We start from the raw sequence: 15,308 nt of genomic DNA, 5'->3' as shown, positions 1-15,308 counted from the left end.
CATGTCCGCCAACAGAAGCGGACATGCCCGTGAGTGAGGTGCGCAGGCGCGCGGTGCTAGCCCGCGTGCTCCGCGCCGCCCTCGCGCTCGGCCATGGGGACGGCCTTGCGCGGCAGCATGAACATCACGGAGAAGATCACGACCAGGACGGCCACGACCCACCACATGGCGTTGTGGAACGCGTCGACGTACGGCGGCCCGAAGACCCGGTCGTCCTCGATGAAGCCGAAGTAGACGACGGAGGTCAGGCCGAGGCCCAGCGCGTTGCCCATCTGGCCGGTGGTGTTGATCAGCCCGGACGCCGAGCCGGCGTGCTCGCGCGGTACCTCGGAGAGCACGGTGTCGGTCAGCGGCGCGATGATCAGGCCCATGCCGACGCCCATGACGATCAGCGGGGCGGCCATCTGCCAGGAGGTGATGGTCATGCCGTAGCGGTCCGACTCCCAGATGTAGAGGAGTACGCCCGCGGCCATGATCAGCGCGCCGGCCTGGAGCACCTTGCGGCCGAAGCGCGGTACGAGCTTCTGTACGGACACACCCGCGGCGGCCGAGACGGCGATCGAGAACGGGATGCCCGTGGAGCCGGCCTTCAGGGCGCTCCAGCCGAGGCCCATCTGCATGTAGAGCGTCCACACGAGGAAGAAGATGCCGGTCGCGAGGCCGAAGGTCAGCTGGACGGCGATACCGCCCGCGAAGCTCTTGACCTTGAACAGGGAGAGCTCGACGAGCGGGGAGCCGTCCTTGCGGATCTTGTACTTCTCGTAGGCGATGAAGGCGGCGAAGACCAGCGGCGAGGCGATCATGCAGACGAAGCCCCACACGGGCCAGTCGTTCTCGCGGCCGTGGGTGAGCGGGAAGATCAGCATGACCAGGGCGAGGGTCGCGAGCACGACGCCCACCAGGTCCAGGCGCAGCGCCTTGGGGGCCTTGGACTCGGAGATGAACTTGCGGCCCAGGATCACGCCCGCGATGCCGACGGGCAGGTTGATCAGGAAGATCGGGCGCCATTCGAGACCGGCGATGTTCCACTCGGTGAGCAGCGCGCCGAGCATCGGGCCCGAGACGGCGCCGAGGCCGATGATCGCGCCGAACAGGCCGAAGACCTTGCCGCGCTCGTGCGGCGGGAAGGTGACGTGGATGATCGCGAGCACCTGCGGGACCATCATGGCCGCCATGCCGCCCTGGAGGATGCGGGCGGCGACGAGCACATCGGGGTTGGGGGCGAGACCGCAGAGCAGCGAGGCCGCCGTGAAGCCGGATATGCCGATGAGGAAGAGGCGCTTGCGGCCGTAGATGTCACCGAGACGGCCGCCGGTGATCAGGCCGGCGGCGAAGGCGAGGGCGTACCCCGCGGTGATCCACTGGATGGCGCTGGTGGAGGCGCCGAGGTCCTCGCGCATCCGGGGTATCGCGATGTTGACGATCGTGACGTCGACCAGGTCCATGAAGGCGGCGGTCATCACGATGGCGAGCGCGATCCAGCGGCGGCGGTCGGCCGGGGCCGCGGGCTCGCCCGGCGCGCCCGGCTCGCTCGTCGTGCCGGCGCCGCCGGTCTTGCCGATCGGGTTGGTCTCTGCGGGAGGGTCGGTCCGCTCTTCTTGTACGGGCCCGTTCTTTCCTTCGGGCGATGACTGGGTCGTCTCGGTGCTCATGGAGAGAAACCTAGACGGCATCTAGGTCAGTTGGTGTCCTATTTGGCTGGCACCTTTGAACCATGACCGACACCCCGGCCCGCCTCCTCTCCCTCCTCTCCCTGCTCCAAACCCCGCGCGAGTGGCCCGGGAGCGAGCTGGCCGAGCGGCTGCGGGTGAGCGCCCGTACGATCCGGCGCGACATCGACCGGCTGCGGGAGCTGGGGTACCCGGTGGAGGCCACGCTGGGGGCGGAGGGGGGCTACCGGCTGGTGGCCGGCGCCGCGATGCCGCCGCTCGTCCTGGACGACGAGGAGGCCGTCGCGATCGCGGTGGGGCTGCGGGCGGGGGCCGGGCACGCCATCGAGGGCGTGGAGGAGGCCTCCGTACGCGCCCTCGCGAAGCTGGAGCAGGTCCTGCCGGGGCGGCTGCGGCGGCGGGTGGGCGCGCTGCAGTCCGCGACGGTCGCGGTGGCTCGGGGCGACGGGGCGAGCGTGGATCCGCGGACGCTGACGGCGATCGCCTCGGCGGTGGCGGGTCCGGAGCGGCTGCGGTTCGCGTACCGGGCGCGGGACGGGGTGGCCTCGCGACGGCTGGTGGAGCCGTACCGGCTGGTCAGCACCGGGAGCCGGTGGTACCTCGTGGCCTACGACATGGAGCGCGGGGACTGGCGGACCTTCCGGGTGGACCGGATGAGCGAGCCGTACGCGACCGGGGCGAGGTTCGCTCCGCGGGAGCTGCCGATGGACGCGGTGGACTTCGTGCGGCTGGGGCTGCGGGGTGGGGGGACCTACCCGGTGGATGTCACCTTCACGGGTGAGCGGTGTGCCGATGCCCTGCCGGGGTGGCTCCGGGAACGGGTGGTGGTGGAACCGGGTTCCGGGGCTGTAGAGGAGGGCGGCGGGGTTCGGGTGCGGTTCGAGTCCGCGGACTCGCCGGAGTGGCTGGTGGCCCGGTTGGGGCTGGTGGGGGTGCCGTTCACCGTGCACGGGCCGGGGGCTCTGGTGGAGGCCGCGCGGGCGCTGGGGGCGCGACTGGCGGAGGCGGCCGGGCCGTAGCCGGGGCCCTGCGGGGCTGTCCCCTACCCGCCCTTCGCCCGTTCCCCGGGCTGCGCCCGGACCCGTAAGGGCCTGGGGCTCCGCCCCGGACCCCGTTCCTCGAACGCCGGCGGGGCTGCAACGGGCGACGGCGGTGCCGGATCGGGCAAAGGGGAGCCCCCGGCGCCTGGGGGGGATAGGCACCGGGGGCTCGTATGGGGGGCTGTGACTCGGGGCCGTCAGGCCACCGCGTCGAAGCCGGTGTCGCGGGCCATCTTCTTCAGTTCGAGCAGCGCGTGCTTCTCGATCTGGCGGATTCGCTCGCGGGTCAGCCCGTGCTGCTTGCCGACTTCAGTAAGCGTACGCTCTCGACCGTCTTCAATGCCGTAACGCATCTTGATGATCGACGCGGTTCGCTGGTCCAGCTTGCCCAGCAGGTCCTCCAGCTCCTCGCTGCGGAGGAGGGAGAGGACGGACTGCTCGGGGGAGATCGCCGAGGTGTCTTCGAGCAGATCGCCGAACTGCGTGTCGCCGTCCTCGTCCACGCCCATGTTCAGGCTGACCGGATCGCGCGCCCAGTCCAGGACGTCGCCGACGCGCTTCTCCGTCGTGTCCAGCTCGGCGGCGATCTCCGCGTGCTCCGGGTCGCGGCCGTTCTCGCGGTTGAACTCGCGCTGGACCCGGCGGATCCGGCCGAGCTCCTCCACCAGGTGGACGGGCAGGCGGATGGTGCGGGACTGGTCGGCGATGGAGCGGGTGATCGCCTGGCGGATCCACCACGTGGCGTACGTGGAGAACTTGAAGCCCTTGGCGTAGTCGAACTTCTCCACGGCGCGGACCAGGCCGGCGTTGCCCTCCTGGATGAGGTCGAGGAGCGGCAGACCGCTGCGCGGGTAGCGGCGGGCCACGGCGACGACCAGGCGGAGGTTGGACCGGATGAAGACTTCCTTGGCGCGCTCACCCTCCGCGGCCAGGAATTCGAGCTCCTCCCGGGAGGGCTTCTTGCCCTTGCGCTCTATCGCGCCGTCGAGGATCTGCTGGGCGTACACGCCCGCCTCGATGATCTGCGAGAGCTCCACTTCCTTGGCCGCGTCGAGCAGCGGGGTACGCGCGATCTCGTCCAGGTACATGCCGACCAGGTCGCGGTCTGCGATCTCCCCGCTCGCAGCGCGAGCGCTGCTCGCGGATTGACGACGGGCGACGGCGCGGGTTGCCATGCGTGCTCCCTTGCGATGAGTTCGGTCGCTGTGGTGCGGTGGTTCGGCTGCGCTGGTTCGGCTGCCCGGACACTCTCCCGAGTGCCCGCTTCCGAAGGAAACAACGACTGGAATCGGGACAGAATTCCCACGTTGCTCCCTGTTTTTCGAGATCTTGCAGTATCCTGCCCCGCCGCCCCCCGATCCGATCGGATCGGCGATGCCGCCGGGCCTGAAGATCCGCAGGTCAGGGCGGGGATTGCGGTCGACCCCAGCGGCCTGACGGGCCACCCGAGGGAGGCGGCGATGAGACCACCGTCACACTTGACACGGCCGCCTTCGCCCCTGTCGCAGCGTCGCCCCCGGCTGCACTCCCACCCCAGGAGACGAGCCCCGGCGGCTTCTGGTTGCCTCGTCCGGCGATGGCCTCCCCGTCCGAGTGAAGGTTGGGCATATTCCTGTGGCATGGGCGGCTGCGGTCCGGGCATCGGAGAGTCGCTTGTGCCGTCCGGTCTGCGACGCCCACACTCAGAGGAGGTGCTGCACATGACCGCTCTCGCACACGAGACGCTGGAGGCCGTAATGCCGAAGGTCGCGACTCCCCCGTCGGACCTTGACGACGTCCTGTGGCAGGCATGGAAAGCCATGGAACTCCCCGAGGGCTACCACGCCGAGATCGTCGAGGGGTTCATCGAGGTGTCACCCACGGGTCGCTACTCGCACGGCCGTACCGTCAATCGCTTGAGGGATCAGCTCGTCGCATTCCTCGCCGGCGGCGAGTTCGCCGCTCGCCAGGACATGAACGTCATCCACAAACGCAAGGTGTGGATCCCCGATCTGTTCGTCGCACTGGAGGACACCGAGGGACACGTCACCGAGGACGGTCTCGGAGTCGACGCCTCCGCCGTAGCACTGATCGTCGAAGTCGTCTCCCCCGGCAGCGACAACATCACGCGCGACAGGACGCGCAAGCGGCGCGATTACGCCCGGGCCGCCGTTCCCGTCTACGTCCTGATCGACGACTTCGACGACGGTGGCACCGTCACCGTGCTGACCTCCCCCAACCCCGGGAAGGCCGTCTACGAGGACGAGTCGCGGACGGCGTACGGGACCCCGGTCGCGATCCCGACCGGCCCCGCCAAGGGGTTCACCATCGGGGAGGACGTCACCGGTCCGGTCCGGGGCGGCGGGTAGCGACCTGCGGGCAGGCGTGGCAGGCCGGCGGGCCCGACTGGGTCCACCACTTGCAGGCCGGGCGGAGGTGGCAGGCGGGTGGCGCGGCGGCCTTCGGCGGGGGTGAGGTCAGGCGGGTGGCCAGGGTGCAGGTGTCGCCCGCGCGGTTGAGGCAGTGCGGGACGCAGTGGGAGGCCAGGCGCAGCAGGCGGCGTGGTTCCACCCCGTCGGCGAGTTCGGCCAGGGCTTCGGCCGCCGGGCGGGGGGCCGGGAGGTAGGCCGGGGGCCCGTCGAGGCCGTGGCGGACCGCGAGGACCAGCGACTCCGGCGCGTACGCCGAGCCGCTGGGGCACCAGAGCTGCTCGCGGTCAGCCAAATTGCAGGGACCGCTTCGACAGGCCCATCCAGAAGCCCGAGACCGGGGTGGTTGCGGTGGCGAGGTCGGATTCCGCGGCGCCCAGGGTGACGAACAGGGGGGCGAAGTGTTCCGTACGGGGGTGGGCCAGGCGGCCCGCCGGGGACTTGGCTTCGAAGTCCAGTAGGGCGTCGATGTCGGAGGCGGCCAGTGCCTCGTGGCCCCAGGCGTCGAACTCGGCCGACCAGGCGGGAACTCCGGGGCCGGTGTGGCGCAGGGCGGCCAGGTTGTGGGTGAAGAAGCCGCTGCCGACGATGAGGACGCCCTCGTCGCGCAGGGGGGCCAGCTTGCGGCCGATCTCCATCAGGCGGCGCGGATCGAGGGTCGGCATGGATATCTGGAGCACCGGTATGTCGGCCCCGGGGAACATCTCCACCAGCGGGACGTACGCGCCGTGGTCGAGGCCGCGGTCGGGGATGTCCTGGACGGGGGTGCCGGGTGCCTTGAGGAGTTTGCGGACCGACGCGGCCAGCTCGGGGGCGCCCGGAGCGTCGTAGCGGACCTGGTAGTAGTGCTCGGGGAAGCCCCAGAAGTCGTAGACGAGCGGGACCTTCTCGGTGGCCCCGAGGGCGAGCGGGGCCTCTTCCCAGTGCGCGGAGACCATCAGGATCGCGCGGGGGCGCGGGAGGTCCGCGGACCAGGCGGCCAGTTCGGCGGGCCACAGCGGGTCGTCCGCGAGGGGCGGGGCTCCGTGGCTCAGGTACAGCGCCGGCATCCGGGCGGGGGTCAGGGCTTCGGGCGTCGGCATCAAGAGCTCCAGGAATCGTCACGGCGGGCCGCCACACAAAGACTAACCCCGCATCGTTCAAATTTGAACGATGCGGGGTCATCAGTCATTCCCGTACCCGGGAGCGGGACCCGTCGGGGCCCGCCCCCTCTTGCGAAGGTGGGGTCAGTGGGCGATCACCGGGATCTTCATGTCGGCGTCCTCGCCCTCGGCGACCGGGGCGCCCGCGCCCGGCTTGCCCGTGGTGATGAGGGTCAGGGCGATGAGGGAGCTGGCGACCAGGATGCCGACCGCCCACCAGATCGCGGAGGAGTAGCCCTCCACCATGGCCTGGGCCTGGATCAGCTGCGCCGCCGGGCCGCCCGCCGCGGCCTCGGCCGCGTGGTCGGTCAGGTACGCGGTCGTCGCGGAGGCGGCGATCGTGTTCAGCAGGGCGGTGCCGATCGCGCCGCCCACCTGCTGCGAGGTGTTGACCATCGCGGAGGCGACACCGGCGTCGGCCGGGTTCACCCCGTACGTGGCCAGGGACATGGCGGGCATGAAGGCCGTACCCATGCCGAGGCCCAGCAGCAGCTGCGCCGGCAGGATCAGCGCCGGGTAGGAGGAGCCGACCTCGAGCTGCGTCAGCAGCAGCATGCCGCTGGCGGCGACCATGAAGCCGGGGCCCATCAGCAGGCGCGGGGGGACCCGCGTCATGAGGCGGGCGCCGATCTGCGTGGAGCCGGCGATCATGCCCACGATCATCGGGAGGAAGGCGAAGCCGGTCGTGACGGGCGAGAAGCCCTTGACGACCTGCAGGTAGTAGGTGAGGAAGAGGAACAGGCCGAACATCGCGATGACGGCGAGGCCCAGCGAGAGGTAGACGCCGCCGCGGTTGCGCTCCAGCAGGACGCGCAGCGGGAGCAGCGGGTTCTTCGTACGGGACTCGACGAGGACGAACGCGCCGAGCAGCACCACGGAGGCGATGAACATGCCCACGGTGAGGCCGTCCGACCAGCCGGCCGACTCGGCGCGGGTGAACCCGTAGACCAGGGCGACCAGGCCGGTCGTGGACAGCAGGACACCGGGGATGTCGAGCGGTGCGCGGTTACGGCCGCCGGCCGGCTCGCGGATGATCATCCAGGCGCCGACGGCGGCGACGATCGCGAACGGGATGTTGACGAAGAAGGTCCAGCGCCAGTTCAGGTACTCGGTGAGGACACCACCGAGGATCAGACCCACGGCGCCACCGCCACCGGCGATCGCACCGTAGATGCCGAAGGCCTTGGCGCGCTCCTTGGCGTCGGTGAACATGACGGCCAGCAGCGAGAGCGCGGCGGGCGCGAGCAGTGCGCCGAAGGCGCCCTGGAGGGCGCGGGCGCCCAGCATCATGGCCTCACCCTGTGCGGCGCCGCCCAGCGCGGAGGCCAGGGCGAAGCCGATGAGGCCGACGATGAAGGCGTTCTTGCGGCCCCACTTGTCGGCGATGCGGCCGCCGAAGAGGAGCAGTCCGCCGAAGGCCAGCGCGTACGCGGTGATGACCCACTGGCGGTTGCCGTCCGAGATGCCGAGGTCGGTCTGGGCGGACGGCAGGGCGATGTTCACGATGGTGGCGTCGAGGACGACCATCAGCTGCGCCAGCGCGATGAAGACCAGGGCCTTCCAGCGACTGGGATCGGCGGCGGCGACGGACAGCGGCGGGTTCGCGGCTGTTTTTGACATGGGGGTACCCACTTCGCGGTGCGAGATGACTGAAAAGAAAGAATCAGGGCGCGTTTACGGCGCCGGGGGCGGGACTCCGGGGCGTCACATGGCGTTCCGCCTCAGGTCCGCCAGCGTGGCCGCCGAGCCCGGCAGTTCGGACCGGGCCGGGGCCCTCAACCCGTCCAGGAAGAGCTGGAGATGACGGTGGACGAACACGTCAGCGTCGAAGCAGCCCGTGCCCGGGAGCGGGCGGCTGAGCTGGGAGAGCGCGATCATCAGGTCGCCGACGCCGACGTCCGTGCGTACGAGCCCGGAGGCGCGGCCGGCGGCCAGCAGGGCCTCGACGGCTTCCTCCAAGGTCTCGCGGGAGACGAGCAGTTCGGGGTGGTCGTGGTCGAAGTCGCTGGAGAGCGCGGGGCACAGGGCTCCGATCCGCTCGTCCGCCGCCGCGTGCGTGAAGCGGACGAGGGCGGCGAAGGCGTCCGGCTCCTCGGCGAGGGAGTCGACGGCCAGACCGGTCACCCGGTCCATGCCGAAGAGCACGACGTGGTGGATCAGGGCGGGCCGGTCGGGGAAGTGCCGGTAGAGCGTGGCGTTGCCCACGCCGGCCCGGCGGGCGATCTCGTCGAGGGGGGCGGCGGGGCCGAACTCCACGAGCACGTCGCGGGCCGCGGCCAGGATGCGCTCCCGGTTGCGGACGGCGTCGGCGCGCGGACGCGGGACCGCCTCCGCGCCGGTACGGGCGCGCTTGCCGGCCGCCTTGACCGCCGCCTTGACCTTGCCCGCGGCCGCGCCCACGGCGGCGCACGCACCCCCACCCGTACCCGCGGCGCCCGCGGCCGGAGCCGCGAGGTCGAGGCCGGCCTCCGGGCCCGGGACGGGCAGGCTCGCCGGATCGGTGGTGGCGGGGCTCTTCATGGACGGCTCCCTGGCGGGTGATGCGTACTTCCGGATGGACCGCTCGCCCCCCTCGAAACGGGGAGCGGCTCCCCGGTTCACGGGGACTCTGGTTCAAACGGGGAGAGGGTCCCCGCTTATTTCACTCTCCCGTGTGACGTGGGTCACACCACTCCAGGCCCTTTGATCCCGTTTGGCCTCTCCCGACGCGCGAGCCCGCCCGAGCCGTCGGAGGGTGAGCCCACAGAGCGCAGTCCGGACCCGGCCGGCTGCCGCGGACCCGAAGGCCGATCTCCATGCCGCAGACGCGCCACCGGATACGCAAGCCAAGCCGCACCAGCGTGTACGTAGGCATCACCGCGCTGGCCCTCGGCATCACGGCGACGGCGAGCGCGGGCATATCCAGTCGCAGCCATTCGGCGGCCGGCCCGGTGGGCGCGACCAGCGCCGAGTCGATGCTCGCGCCCTGCCGGATCTCCGGCGCGATGGGCGTGCAGATGTCCGAGGGGCTGCCGACCTCGCCGGGGTACTCGCGCTCGACCGGCGAGGTCCGGGCGCTGAACCTGATGATCGACTTCCCCGACGCCAAGGGCGAGGGCACGGCGGCCGACCGGATGGCGGAGTTCTTCCCGCAGACGTCCGACTGGTTTCGCATCAGCTCCTACGGGCGGCTGACCTACCGGGCCGAGGCGCCGATAAAGAACTGGCTGCGGATGCCGATGCCGTTCGCGGCGTACGGGATCGAGCGGGGTTCCGCGTACGAGCCCGGCTACCGCCAGCTCGTCGAGCACATCATCAAAACCTCCGACGCCGAGGTCGATTTCTCCCGGTATGACCTGATAAATATTCTGGTCACTCCGAACGCCGGCCCCTCCGCCCTCGACACCGTCCTCTCCGTCACCTTCTCCGGCAACGGCGAGGCCCCGATGGCCGACGGCGTCCCGCTCGCCAACACGTCCTTCGTCTACAGCCGCCAGGACGACGGCTCCGGCTCCTACCGGGAGACCGGCTACCGGGTGCTCCCCCACGAGAACGGGCACGTCTTCGGCCTGCCCGACCTCTACACCGCCGACGGCGGCGGCACGGTGGGGCACTGGGACATCATGAGCGAGGACTGGGGCGCCAACAACGACCTGCTGGGCTGGCACAAGTGGAAGCTGGGCTGGCTCGACAGCAACCAGATCAGCTGCGCCGGGAAGTCCGGGGTCAGCGACCACGTGCTGAGCCCGCTGGCCGTGGAGGGCGGCACCAAGCTGGCCTTCATCCCCGTCTCGGAGAGCGCCGGGTACGCGGTGGAGGTGCGCACCCGCGCCGGGAACGACGAGGCCGTCTGCAAGCCCGGAGTGCTCATCTACAAGGTGGACTCCGACGTGGACACCGGCCGCGGGCCCGTCACCGTCTCCGACAGCTCGTCCGCGAGCGGCGGCTGCACCCGGCGGTCCAACGTGCACGCCGAGCTCTCGGACGCGCCGTTCCGGCCGGGCGAGACCTTCACCGACGAGAAGTCGGGCATCAGCGTCTCGGTCGTGGGCGAACTGCGCAACGGCAGCTACCAGGTCCGGGTCACCCGGCCGTGAGCGGTGCGCTCCGCGGGTGGAACGGGGACACGGCGGTGCGGGCTGCGCCCGGCGCCCGGCCGCTGCGACCCCTGCGACCGCCCGACGGGACGCGGCAGGGCCCGGAACGGGACGAGCAGCGGGTCGAAGTGCTGACCGTAGGCCCGTCAGGTCCCGACCTACGGCCCCCCGCCGGACCGGGGCCGTACCCGCATGGTTGGAAACCGAACCGTGTAACGACGTAGTAAGGAGTCTCGTGAAGGCCTTCGTGCTGCGCCGTACCGGCGAGCCGCCCGCCCTGCTGGAAAGGCCCGTCCCCCAGCCCAGGGCGGGCGAGGTCCTCGTACGCACCACGGCCGCGCTCATCTGCGCCTGGGACGGGCACACCGCCGCCGGGGCACCCACCGGGCTCGGCCACGAGGCCGTCGGCGTCGTGGAGACCGTCGGCCCCGGGGTCTGCCCCTCCTACGTCGGCCGGCGCGTGGGCGTCGAGGGCCACGGGCGGCTCGCCGAGTTCTTTCGCGCCCCGGCGGCCGGGGCCGGACTGGTCCTGCTCCCCGACACCATCTCCGACCACCAGGCCCTCTACGCGGCGGGCGCGCTGCCCACCGGCTTCGCCGCCGCCGAGGAATCGGGGCCGCCCCCGGGCGGCAGCGTCGTCGTCTTCGGCCAGGGCGCGGTCGGGCTCGGCGCGACCATCGCGGCCGGCCGGCTGCGCGGGGCCCGCGTCATCGCCGTCGAGCCGGAGATGAAGCGCCAGCGCCTCGCCCTGCGGTTCGGGGCCGACGTGGTGATCGACCCGGCCTACGAGGACACCGCCGAGCGGATCCTGGAGCTGACCGGCGGCGGCGCCGACCGCGCGATCATGGCGACGGCCGCGCCCGCCGCCGCGCGGGCCGCCCGCGGGGGGCTGTCCGGGAGCGGGAAGATCACGTACGCCCGCTGCCGGCCGCCGCAGAGCAGCGGGGCGCGGCTCGCGCGGGCGCTGCACCTGATCGGGGACGGGCTGGTGGACCCGACGGTGATCACCACGCACGAGTTCCCGTTCCACCGGGTCGGGGAGGCCTTCGGGCGGCTCGCCGCCAAGGAGCCGGGCATGATCAAGCCGGTCATCATCTTCCCGCGGCCGGAGGGCGAAAGCGGCACGGAGCGACAGCCAGAGCTACAGCCAGAGCGACAGCGACAGCGACAGCGACAGCGACCACAAGGAGATCCGCCCATGACCAGCACCCCCGAAGAGCGCCTCGCCGCGGCCGGACTGAAGCTGCCGCCGACGCCCTCGCCGGTCGCCGTCTACGTCCCCGCCGTGCAGAGCGGGCACTACGTGTACACCTCCGGCCAGCTCCCGATGGTCGACGGCGCCCTCCCCCTCACCGGGAAGGTCGGCGCCGAGGTCACCCCGGAGCAGGCCAAGGAGCTGGCGCAGCAGTGCGCGCTCAACGCGCTGGCCGCCGTCACCTCCGTCGCCGGGGACCTCTCCGCCGTGAAGCGCGTGGTCAAGGTGGTCGGCTTCGTGGCCAGCGACCCGCACTTCACGGGGCAGCCCGGCGTGCTCAACGGCGCGAGCGAGCTGCTGGGCACCGCCTTCGGCGACGCGGGCATCCACGCCCGCAGCGCGGTCGGCGTGAGCGTGCTGCCGCTGGACTCCCCCGTCGAGGTGGAGATCCTCGTCGAACTGCACGCTCCGATGGGCCTGTAGGGCCGGGCCCGCCCTTCAGAATTTCCGGGCTTCCGGGCTTCCGGGCTTCCGGGCTTCCGGGCTTCCGCCGGGGCGGCCCTACCGCCTGCGGGCGCGGCGCTCGTGTCCGGTGAGGCCGCCCCAGATCCCGGAGTTCTCGCCGATCTCCCGGGCGTACTCCAGACAGGCTCCGCGGACCGGGCAGGAGAGGCAGATCCGCTTGGCCCGGGCGGCGGATCCCGCGGCTTCGGAGTAGAAGAGTTCGGCGCACTCCTCGTCGGCGGTGCACACCGCCTTCTTCCACCAGTCGTCGTCCTGGGCGGGCCGCGGAAGCGTGATCCCCATGGCCGGCACTCTCCTTCGCATCGCTGTCTCCCCCCAGGCTGGCAGCGGCGGACGGCCGGGATGAGGGCCGTTCGGCACCAGCCGGGAGTGCCGATCGGCCGTACCGCGTCCCCCGGCGCCGGGGGACGGCGACCCGTGGGAAGTCGGGTTCCCCGGCCGCGCGGAGCAAGTGCGGTCCCTGGCCGGGGTGTCCGGCAGTCACCGATCCCATGAACCGGGACCATCGCACTCACCCCGATTTCCGTGGAATTACCCCAACGTAAAGGCCTGACCTGCGGTTCAACGGGTCGAGGCCGGAAAAGCGAACGTGCCGGCGCATGGCAGGCTGGAGCCATGAGGCTGCGTGATCTGCTGTCGTCCGAAGAGGCCCAGGCGCCTACGGACCCGTGTCTGCCGCGCCTGCTGCGCCTGACCGGCGGCGAGCGGGACCTCGACCGGCCCGTGCTGGGCACGGTGACCATCGACCTGCCCGACCCGGGGCGCTTCGTGTCCCCCGGTGACCTGGTGCTGTCCGGACTGGCCTGGCACCGCCGGGAGTCGGGGGCCGACCGGTCGGACGCGTTCGTCCGCGTCCTCGTGGAGGCGGGCGCCGTGGCGCTGGGCGCGGGCGAGGCGCAGTTCGGCCACGTCCCCGACGATCTGGTGGAGGCCTGCGCCCGCTACGGGCTGCCGCTGCTCGCGGTGGGCGTGGAGGTGCCGTTCACCTCGGTCACCGAGTACGTGGCGCGCGGCCGGACCGAGGAAAGGATCGGCGGTCTCGCCGCGCTCGTGGACCGGCACCGGCGCTTCAGCACCGACCGGCAGGCCGGGGCGGGGGCCGACGCCCTGCTCGAACTGCTGCTGGCCGAGCTGGACCTGCGTGCGCACATCCTCTCCCCGACCGGCCGGCAGATCGCGGGCGCGCGGCCGCCGCTGCCGGAGAAGACGGCCTCGGCGCTGGCCGGGCGGTTCCTGGCCGCCGAACGGGCGGGCGAACGGGCACCGCACCGTACGGTCGCGCGCGGGACGGCCTTCTCCCTGTTCCCGGTCCGCTCCGGGGCCGGGGACGGGGACGGGGAGTGCGCTCCCGGTGCGGCGCTGACCGACTGGCTGATCGCCGTCGAGGCCGACAGCGCCGACTGGAACGGCGAACGCGTCGACCTGCTGGACCGGCTCGCGCGGCTGGTCTCGGTCGAGCGCGGCGGCCGCGACACCGACCGTACGATGCGGCGGCGCGCCGCCGAACGGCTGCTGGCGCTGGTCGGCTCGGCCGCCGCCGGGGAGGGCGGGCAGGCGCTGTTCGAGGAGGAAGAGGCGGCGGCCCGGCTCGCGGCGGGGGCCACCGGCCCGGACAGCGCGGAAGGCACGGACGGCGCGGAAGGCACGGACGGCGCGGACGGCACGGACGGCGCGGACGGCCGGCTTCGTTGGCAGGCCGTATCGGCCCGGCTGGACCCGAAGGGGGTGCACGGGTTTCCCGTACCGGCGTCCGTGCGCGACCTGCTGGAGGAGGTCCTGCTGCATCCGCGCTGCCTGGGTCCGGACGCCGGGCCGCGGATGGCCGTCACGGCGGCCGGGGACGGGGCCGAGGCCGTCGCCTTCGTGCTCGTCGGGGCGGACGGGCTGCTGACCCCCGACGCGGTCGTACGGGTCGCCGGCGGCTCGCTGCCGCGCGGGCTGCGGGCCGGCGAGCGGCTGGCCTTCGGGGTCAGCGACCCGGTGGGCGGGGCCGCGGAGTTGCGGCACGCGCTCGCCCAGGCCCGTAACGCCCGCCAGGTCGCGGCCCCTTCGGAAGCGGTCGCCGCGTGCGGGCCGGACGATCTCACCGCGCACGTCATGGCGCTGCTGCCGCTGATCCCGGCCGACGTCCGGCGGGAGTTCAGCCGCCGGCTGCTGGCCCCGCTGACCGACTACGACCGGCGCTACCGCTCCGATCTGGTGCCCACCCTGCGGTCCTTCCTGGAACACGACGGCTCCTGGGCGCGCTGCGGAGAGGCACTGCACCTGCACGTGAACTCGCTGCGCTACCGCATCAGTCGCATCGAAGCACTGACCGGGCGCAACCTGAGCCGGCTGGAGGACAAGATGGACTTCGCGGCGGCACTGCGGATGGGCTGAGCCCGCGGGTGTGGCAGCCTCTCGTCACGCAGGAAGATCATCGGCACGGCATCGAGGGGATCCGCATGACCCGCACCCGCCACATCGAGTTCGAGCGACTGCACAACTTCCGCGATCTGGGCGGCTATCGCACCGAGGACGGCTCCACCGTCGTGTGGGGCGCCCTCTACCGGGCGGACTCGCTCGGCAAGCTCGCGGGCGCCGACTGGGAACGGTTCCTGGAGCTCGGCGTGCGGACGGTCATCGACCTGCGCTACCCCTGGGAGATCGAGGCGAAGGGCCGGATACCGGAGCCCGAGCGGTTCACGTACGCCAACCACAGCATCGAGCACCGGCCGTACGACCAGGCCGAGATCGACCCGGACACCGACCCGTGGCGGTTCCTCGCGGACCGGTTCGCCGAGGTCGCCGAGGACGGCGTGGCGGAGATCCGCGGCGCGATCGAGCTGCTCGCCGAGGGCCCCGGCCCGGCGGTCTTCCACTGCACCTCCGGCAAGGACCGCACCGGACTGATCGCCGCGCTGGTCCTGACCCTCCTCGGTGTGGACGAGGAGCAGATCCTCGCGGACTTCGCCCTGACCGAGCTGGCGACCGCCCGGCTGACGGCCGACTGGCACACCGCCCACCCGGGCCGCACGATGCGCTGGCCCTCGTACGGCCGTGCGCCCGCCGAGGTACTGAGCCTGACCCTGGCCGATCTCGCCACCCGTTACGGCTCGGTCCGCTCCTACCTCGCGGACGAGGTCGGCATCACCCCGGCCACGACGGAGCGGCTGCGGGCCCGGTTCCTGACGCGGTGAGCCCGGCAGGCCCCCGGCCTGCGGCACGCGGCCTCAGCGGCGCAGGGATTCAACGGCGCAGGGATTCAGCGGC

General features: G+C 72.2%; 13 protein-coding genes and 1 pseudogene. 7 read left to right on the top strand and 7 right to left on the bottom strand.

The genetic code is table 11. The annotated features are described in order from the left end of the window. Positions 1-56: 56 nt before the first annotated feature. The gene (locus OHA37_RS22660; RefSeq protein ID WP_266907936.1) at positions 57-1,652 is read right to left on the bottom strand and encodes an MFS transporter; all 1,596 of its coding nucleotides are present in this window, start codon (positions 1,650-1,652) and stop codon (positions 57-59) included. Between the two features lie 62 nt (positions 1,653-1,714). Here OHA37_RS22660 and OHA37_RS22655 point away from each other — a divergent pair, with 62 nt between their 5' ends. Continuing rightward, a complete protein-coding gene (locus OHA37_RS22655) occupies positions 1,715-2,689 on the top strand; it encodes a helix-turn-helix transcriptional regulator (RefSeq protein WP_266907935.1) in 975 nt (324 codons plus the stop codon). A gap of 218 nt (positions 2,690-2,907) precedes the next feature. On the opposite strand, the gene OHA37_RS22650 is transcribed toward OHA37_RS22655, so the two are convergent. Next, positions 2,908-3,885, bottom strand: coding sequence for a sigma-70 family RNA polymerase sigma factor (locus OHA37_RS22650; RefSeq protein ID WP_266907934.1), 978 nt, complete (start codon positions 3,883-3,885; stop codon positions 2,908-2,910). 525 nt (positions 3,886-4,410) lie between these two features. Here OHA37_RS22650 and OHA37_RS22645 point away from each other — a divergent pair. Next, complete coding sequence (locus OHA37_RS22645; protein WP_266907933.1) at positions 4,411-5,058, top strand: Uma2 family endonuclease; 648 nt, start codon at positions 4,411-4,413, stop codon at positions 5,056-5,058. Here the strand turns inward: OHA37_RS22645 and OHA37_RS22640 are convergent. From OHA37_RS22640 to OHA37_RS22625, 4 genes are all read right to left on the bottom strand, one after another. Further along, positions 5,030-5,413, bottom strand: a complete 384-nt coding sequence (locus tag OHA37_RS22640; protein ID WP_266907932.1) for a hypothetical protein — start codon at positions 5,411-5,413, stop codon at positions 5,030-5,032. The genes OHA37_RS22645 and OHA37_RS22640 overlap by 29 nt on opposite strands. Beyond that, on the bottom strand, positions 5,406-6,200 hold the full coding sequence (locus OHA37_RS22635) for a dioxygenase family protein (RefSeq protein ID WP_266907931.1): 795 nt from the start codon (positions 6,198-6,200) through the stop codon (positions 5,406-5,408). Before OHA37_RS22635 ends, OHA37_RS22640 begins: the two co-directional genes overlap by 8 nt. A 144-nt stretch (positions 6,201-6,344) precedes the next feature. Next, on the bottom strand, positions 6,345-7,880 hold the full coding sequence (locus OHA37_RS22630) for an MFS transporter (protein ID WP_266907930.1): 1,536 nt from the start codon (positions 7,878-7,880) through the stop codon (positions 6,345-6,347). Between the two features lie 84 nt (positions 7,881-7,964). After that, the gene (locus OHA37_RS22625) at positions 7,965-8,780 is read right to left on the bottom strand and encodes a TetR/AcrR family transcriptional regulator (protein ID WP_266907929.1); all 816 of its coding nucleotides are present in this window, start codon (positions 8,778-8,780) and stop codon (positions 7,965-7,967) included. A gap of 275 nt (positions 8,781-9,055) precedes the next feature. Here OHA37_RS22625 and OHA37_RS22620 point away from each other — a divergent pair, with 275 nt between their 5' ends. From OHA37_RS22620 to OHA37_RS22610, 3 genes and pseudogenes are all read left to right on the top strand, one after another. Then, positions 9,056-10,336 (top strand): M6 family metalloprotease domain-containing protein, encoded by a 1,281-nt coding sequence (locus tag OHA37_RS22620; RefSeq protein WP_266907928.1) that lies wholly within the window; start codon positions 9,056-9,058, stop codon positions 10,334-10,336. A gap of 16 nt (positions 10,337-10,352) precedes the next feature. Further along, positions 10,353-11,231: pseudogene (locus OHA37_RS22615) on the top strand (zinc-binding dehydrogenase); the annotation flags it as partial. Between the two features lie 303 nt (positions 11,232-11,534). Further along, positions 11,535-12,014 carry a RidA family protein gene (locus OHA37_RS22610; RefSeq protein WP_266912992.1) on the top strand — a complete coding sequence of 160 codons (480 nt, stop codon included), beginning with the start codon at positions 11,535-11,537 and terminating at the stop codon, positions 12,012-12,014. Between the two features lie 78 nt (positions 12,015-12,092). Here the strand turns inward: OHA37_RS22610 and OHA37_RS22605 are convergent, their stop codons facing one another. Continuing rightward, complete coding sequence (locus OHA37_RS22605) at positions 12,093-12,338, bottom strand: WhiB family transcriptional regulator (protein WP_266907927.1); 246 nt, start codon at positions 12,336-12,338, stop codon at positions 12,093-12,095. 333 nt (positions 12,339-12,671) lie between these two features. On the opposite strand from OHA37_RS22605, the gene OHA37_RS22600 reads away from it, so the two are divergent. Then, positions 12,672-14,435, top strand: a complete 1,764-nt coding sequence (locus OHA37_RS22600; RefSeq protein WP_266907926.1) for a PucR family transcriptional regulator — start codon at positions 12,672-12,674, stop codon at positions 14,433-14,435. Positions 14,436-14,500: 65 nt separating this feature from the next. Further along, complete coding sequence (locus tag OHA37_RS22595; RefSeq protein WP_266907925.1) at positions 14,501-15,235, top strand: tyrosine-protein phosphatase; 735 nt, start codon at positions 14,501-14,503, stop codon at positions 15,233-15,235. Positions 15,236-15,308 lie beyond the last annotated feature (73 nt).

Origin of the sequence: Streptomyces sp. NBC_00335 (genome assembly GCF_036127095.1) — a bacterium.
GTDB lineage: Bacteria > Actinomycetota > Actinomycetes > Streptomycetales > Streptomycetaceae > Streptomyces.
The sequence above is the reverse complement of the archived record's forward strand: the minus strand, read 5'-3'. Positions and strand labels throughout refer to the sequence as shown.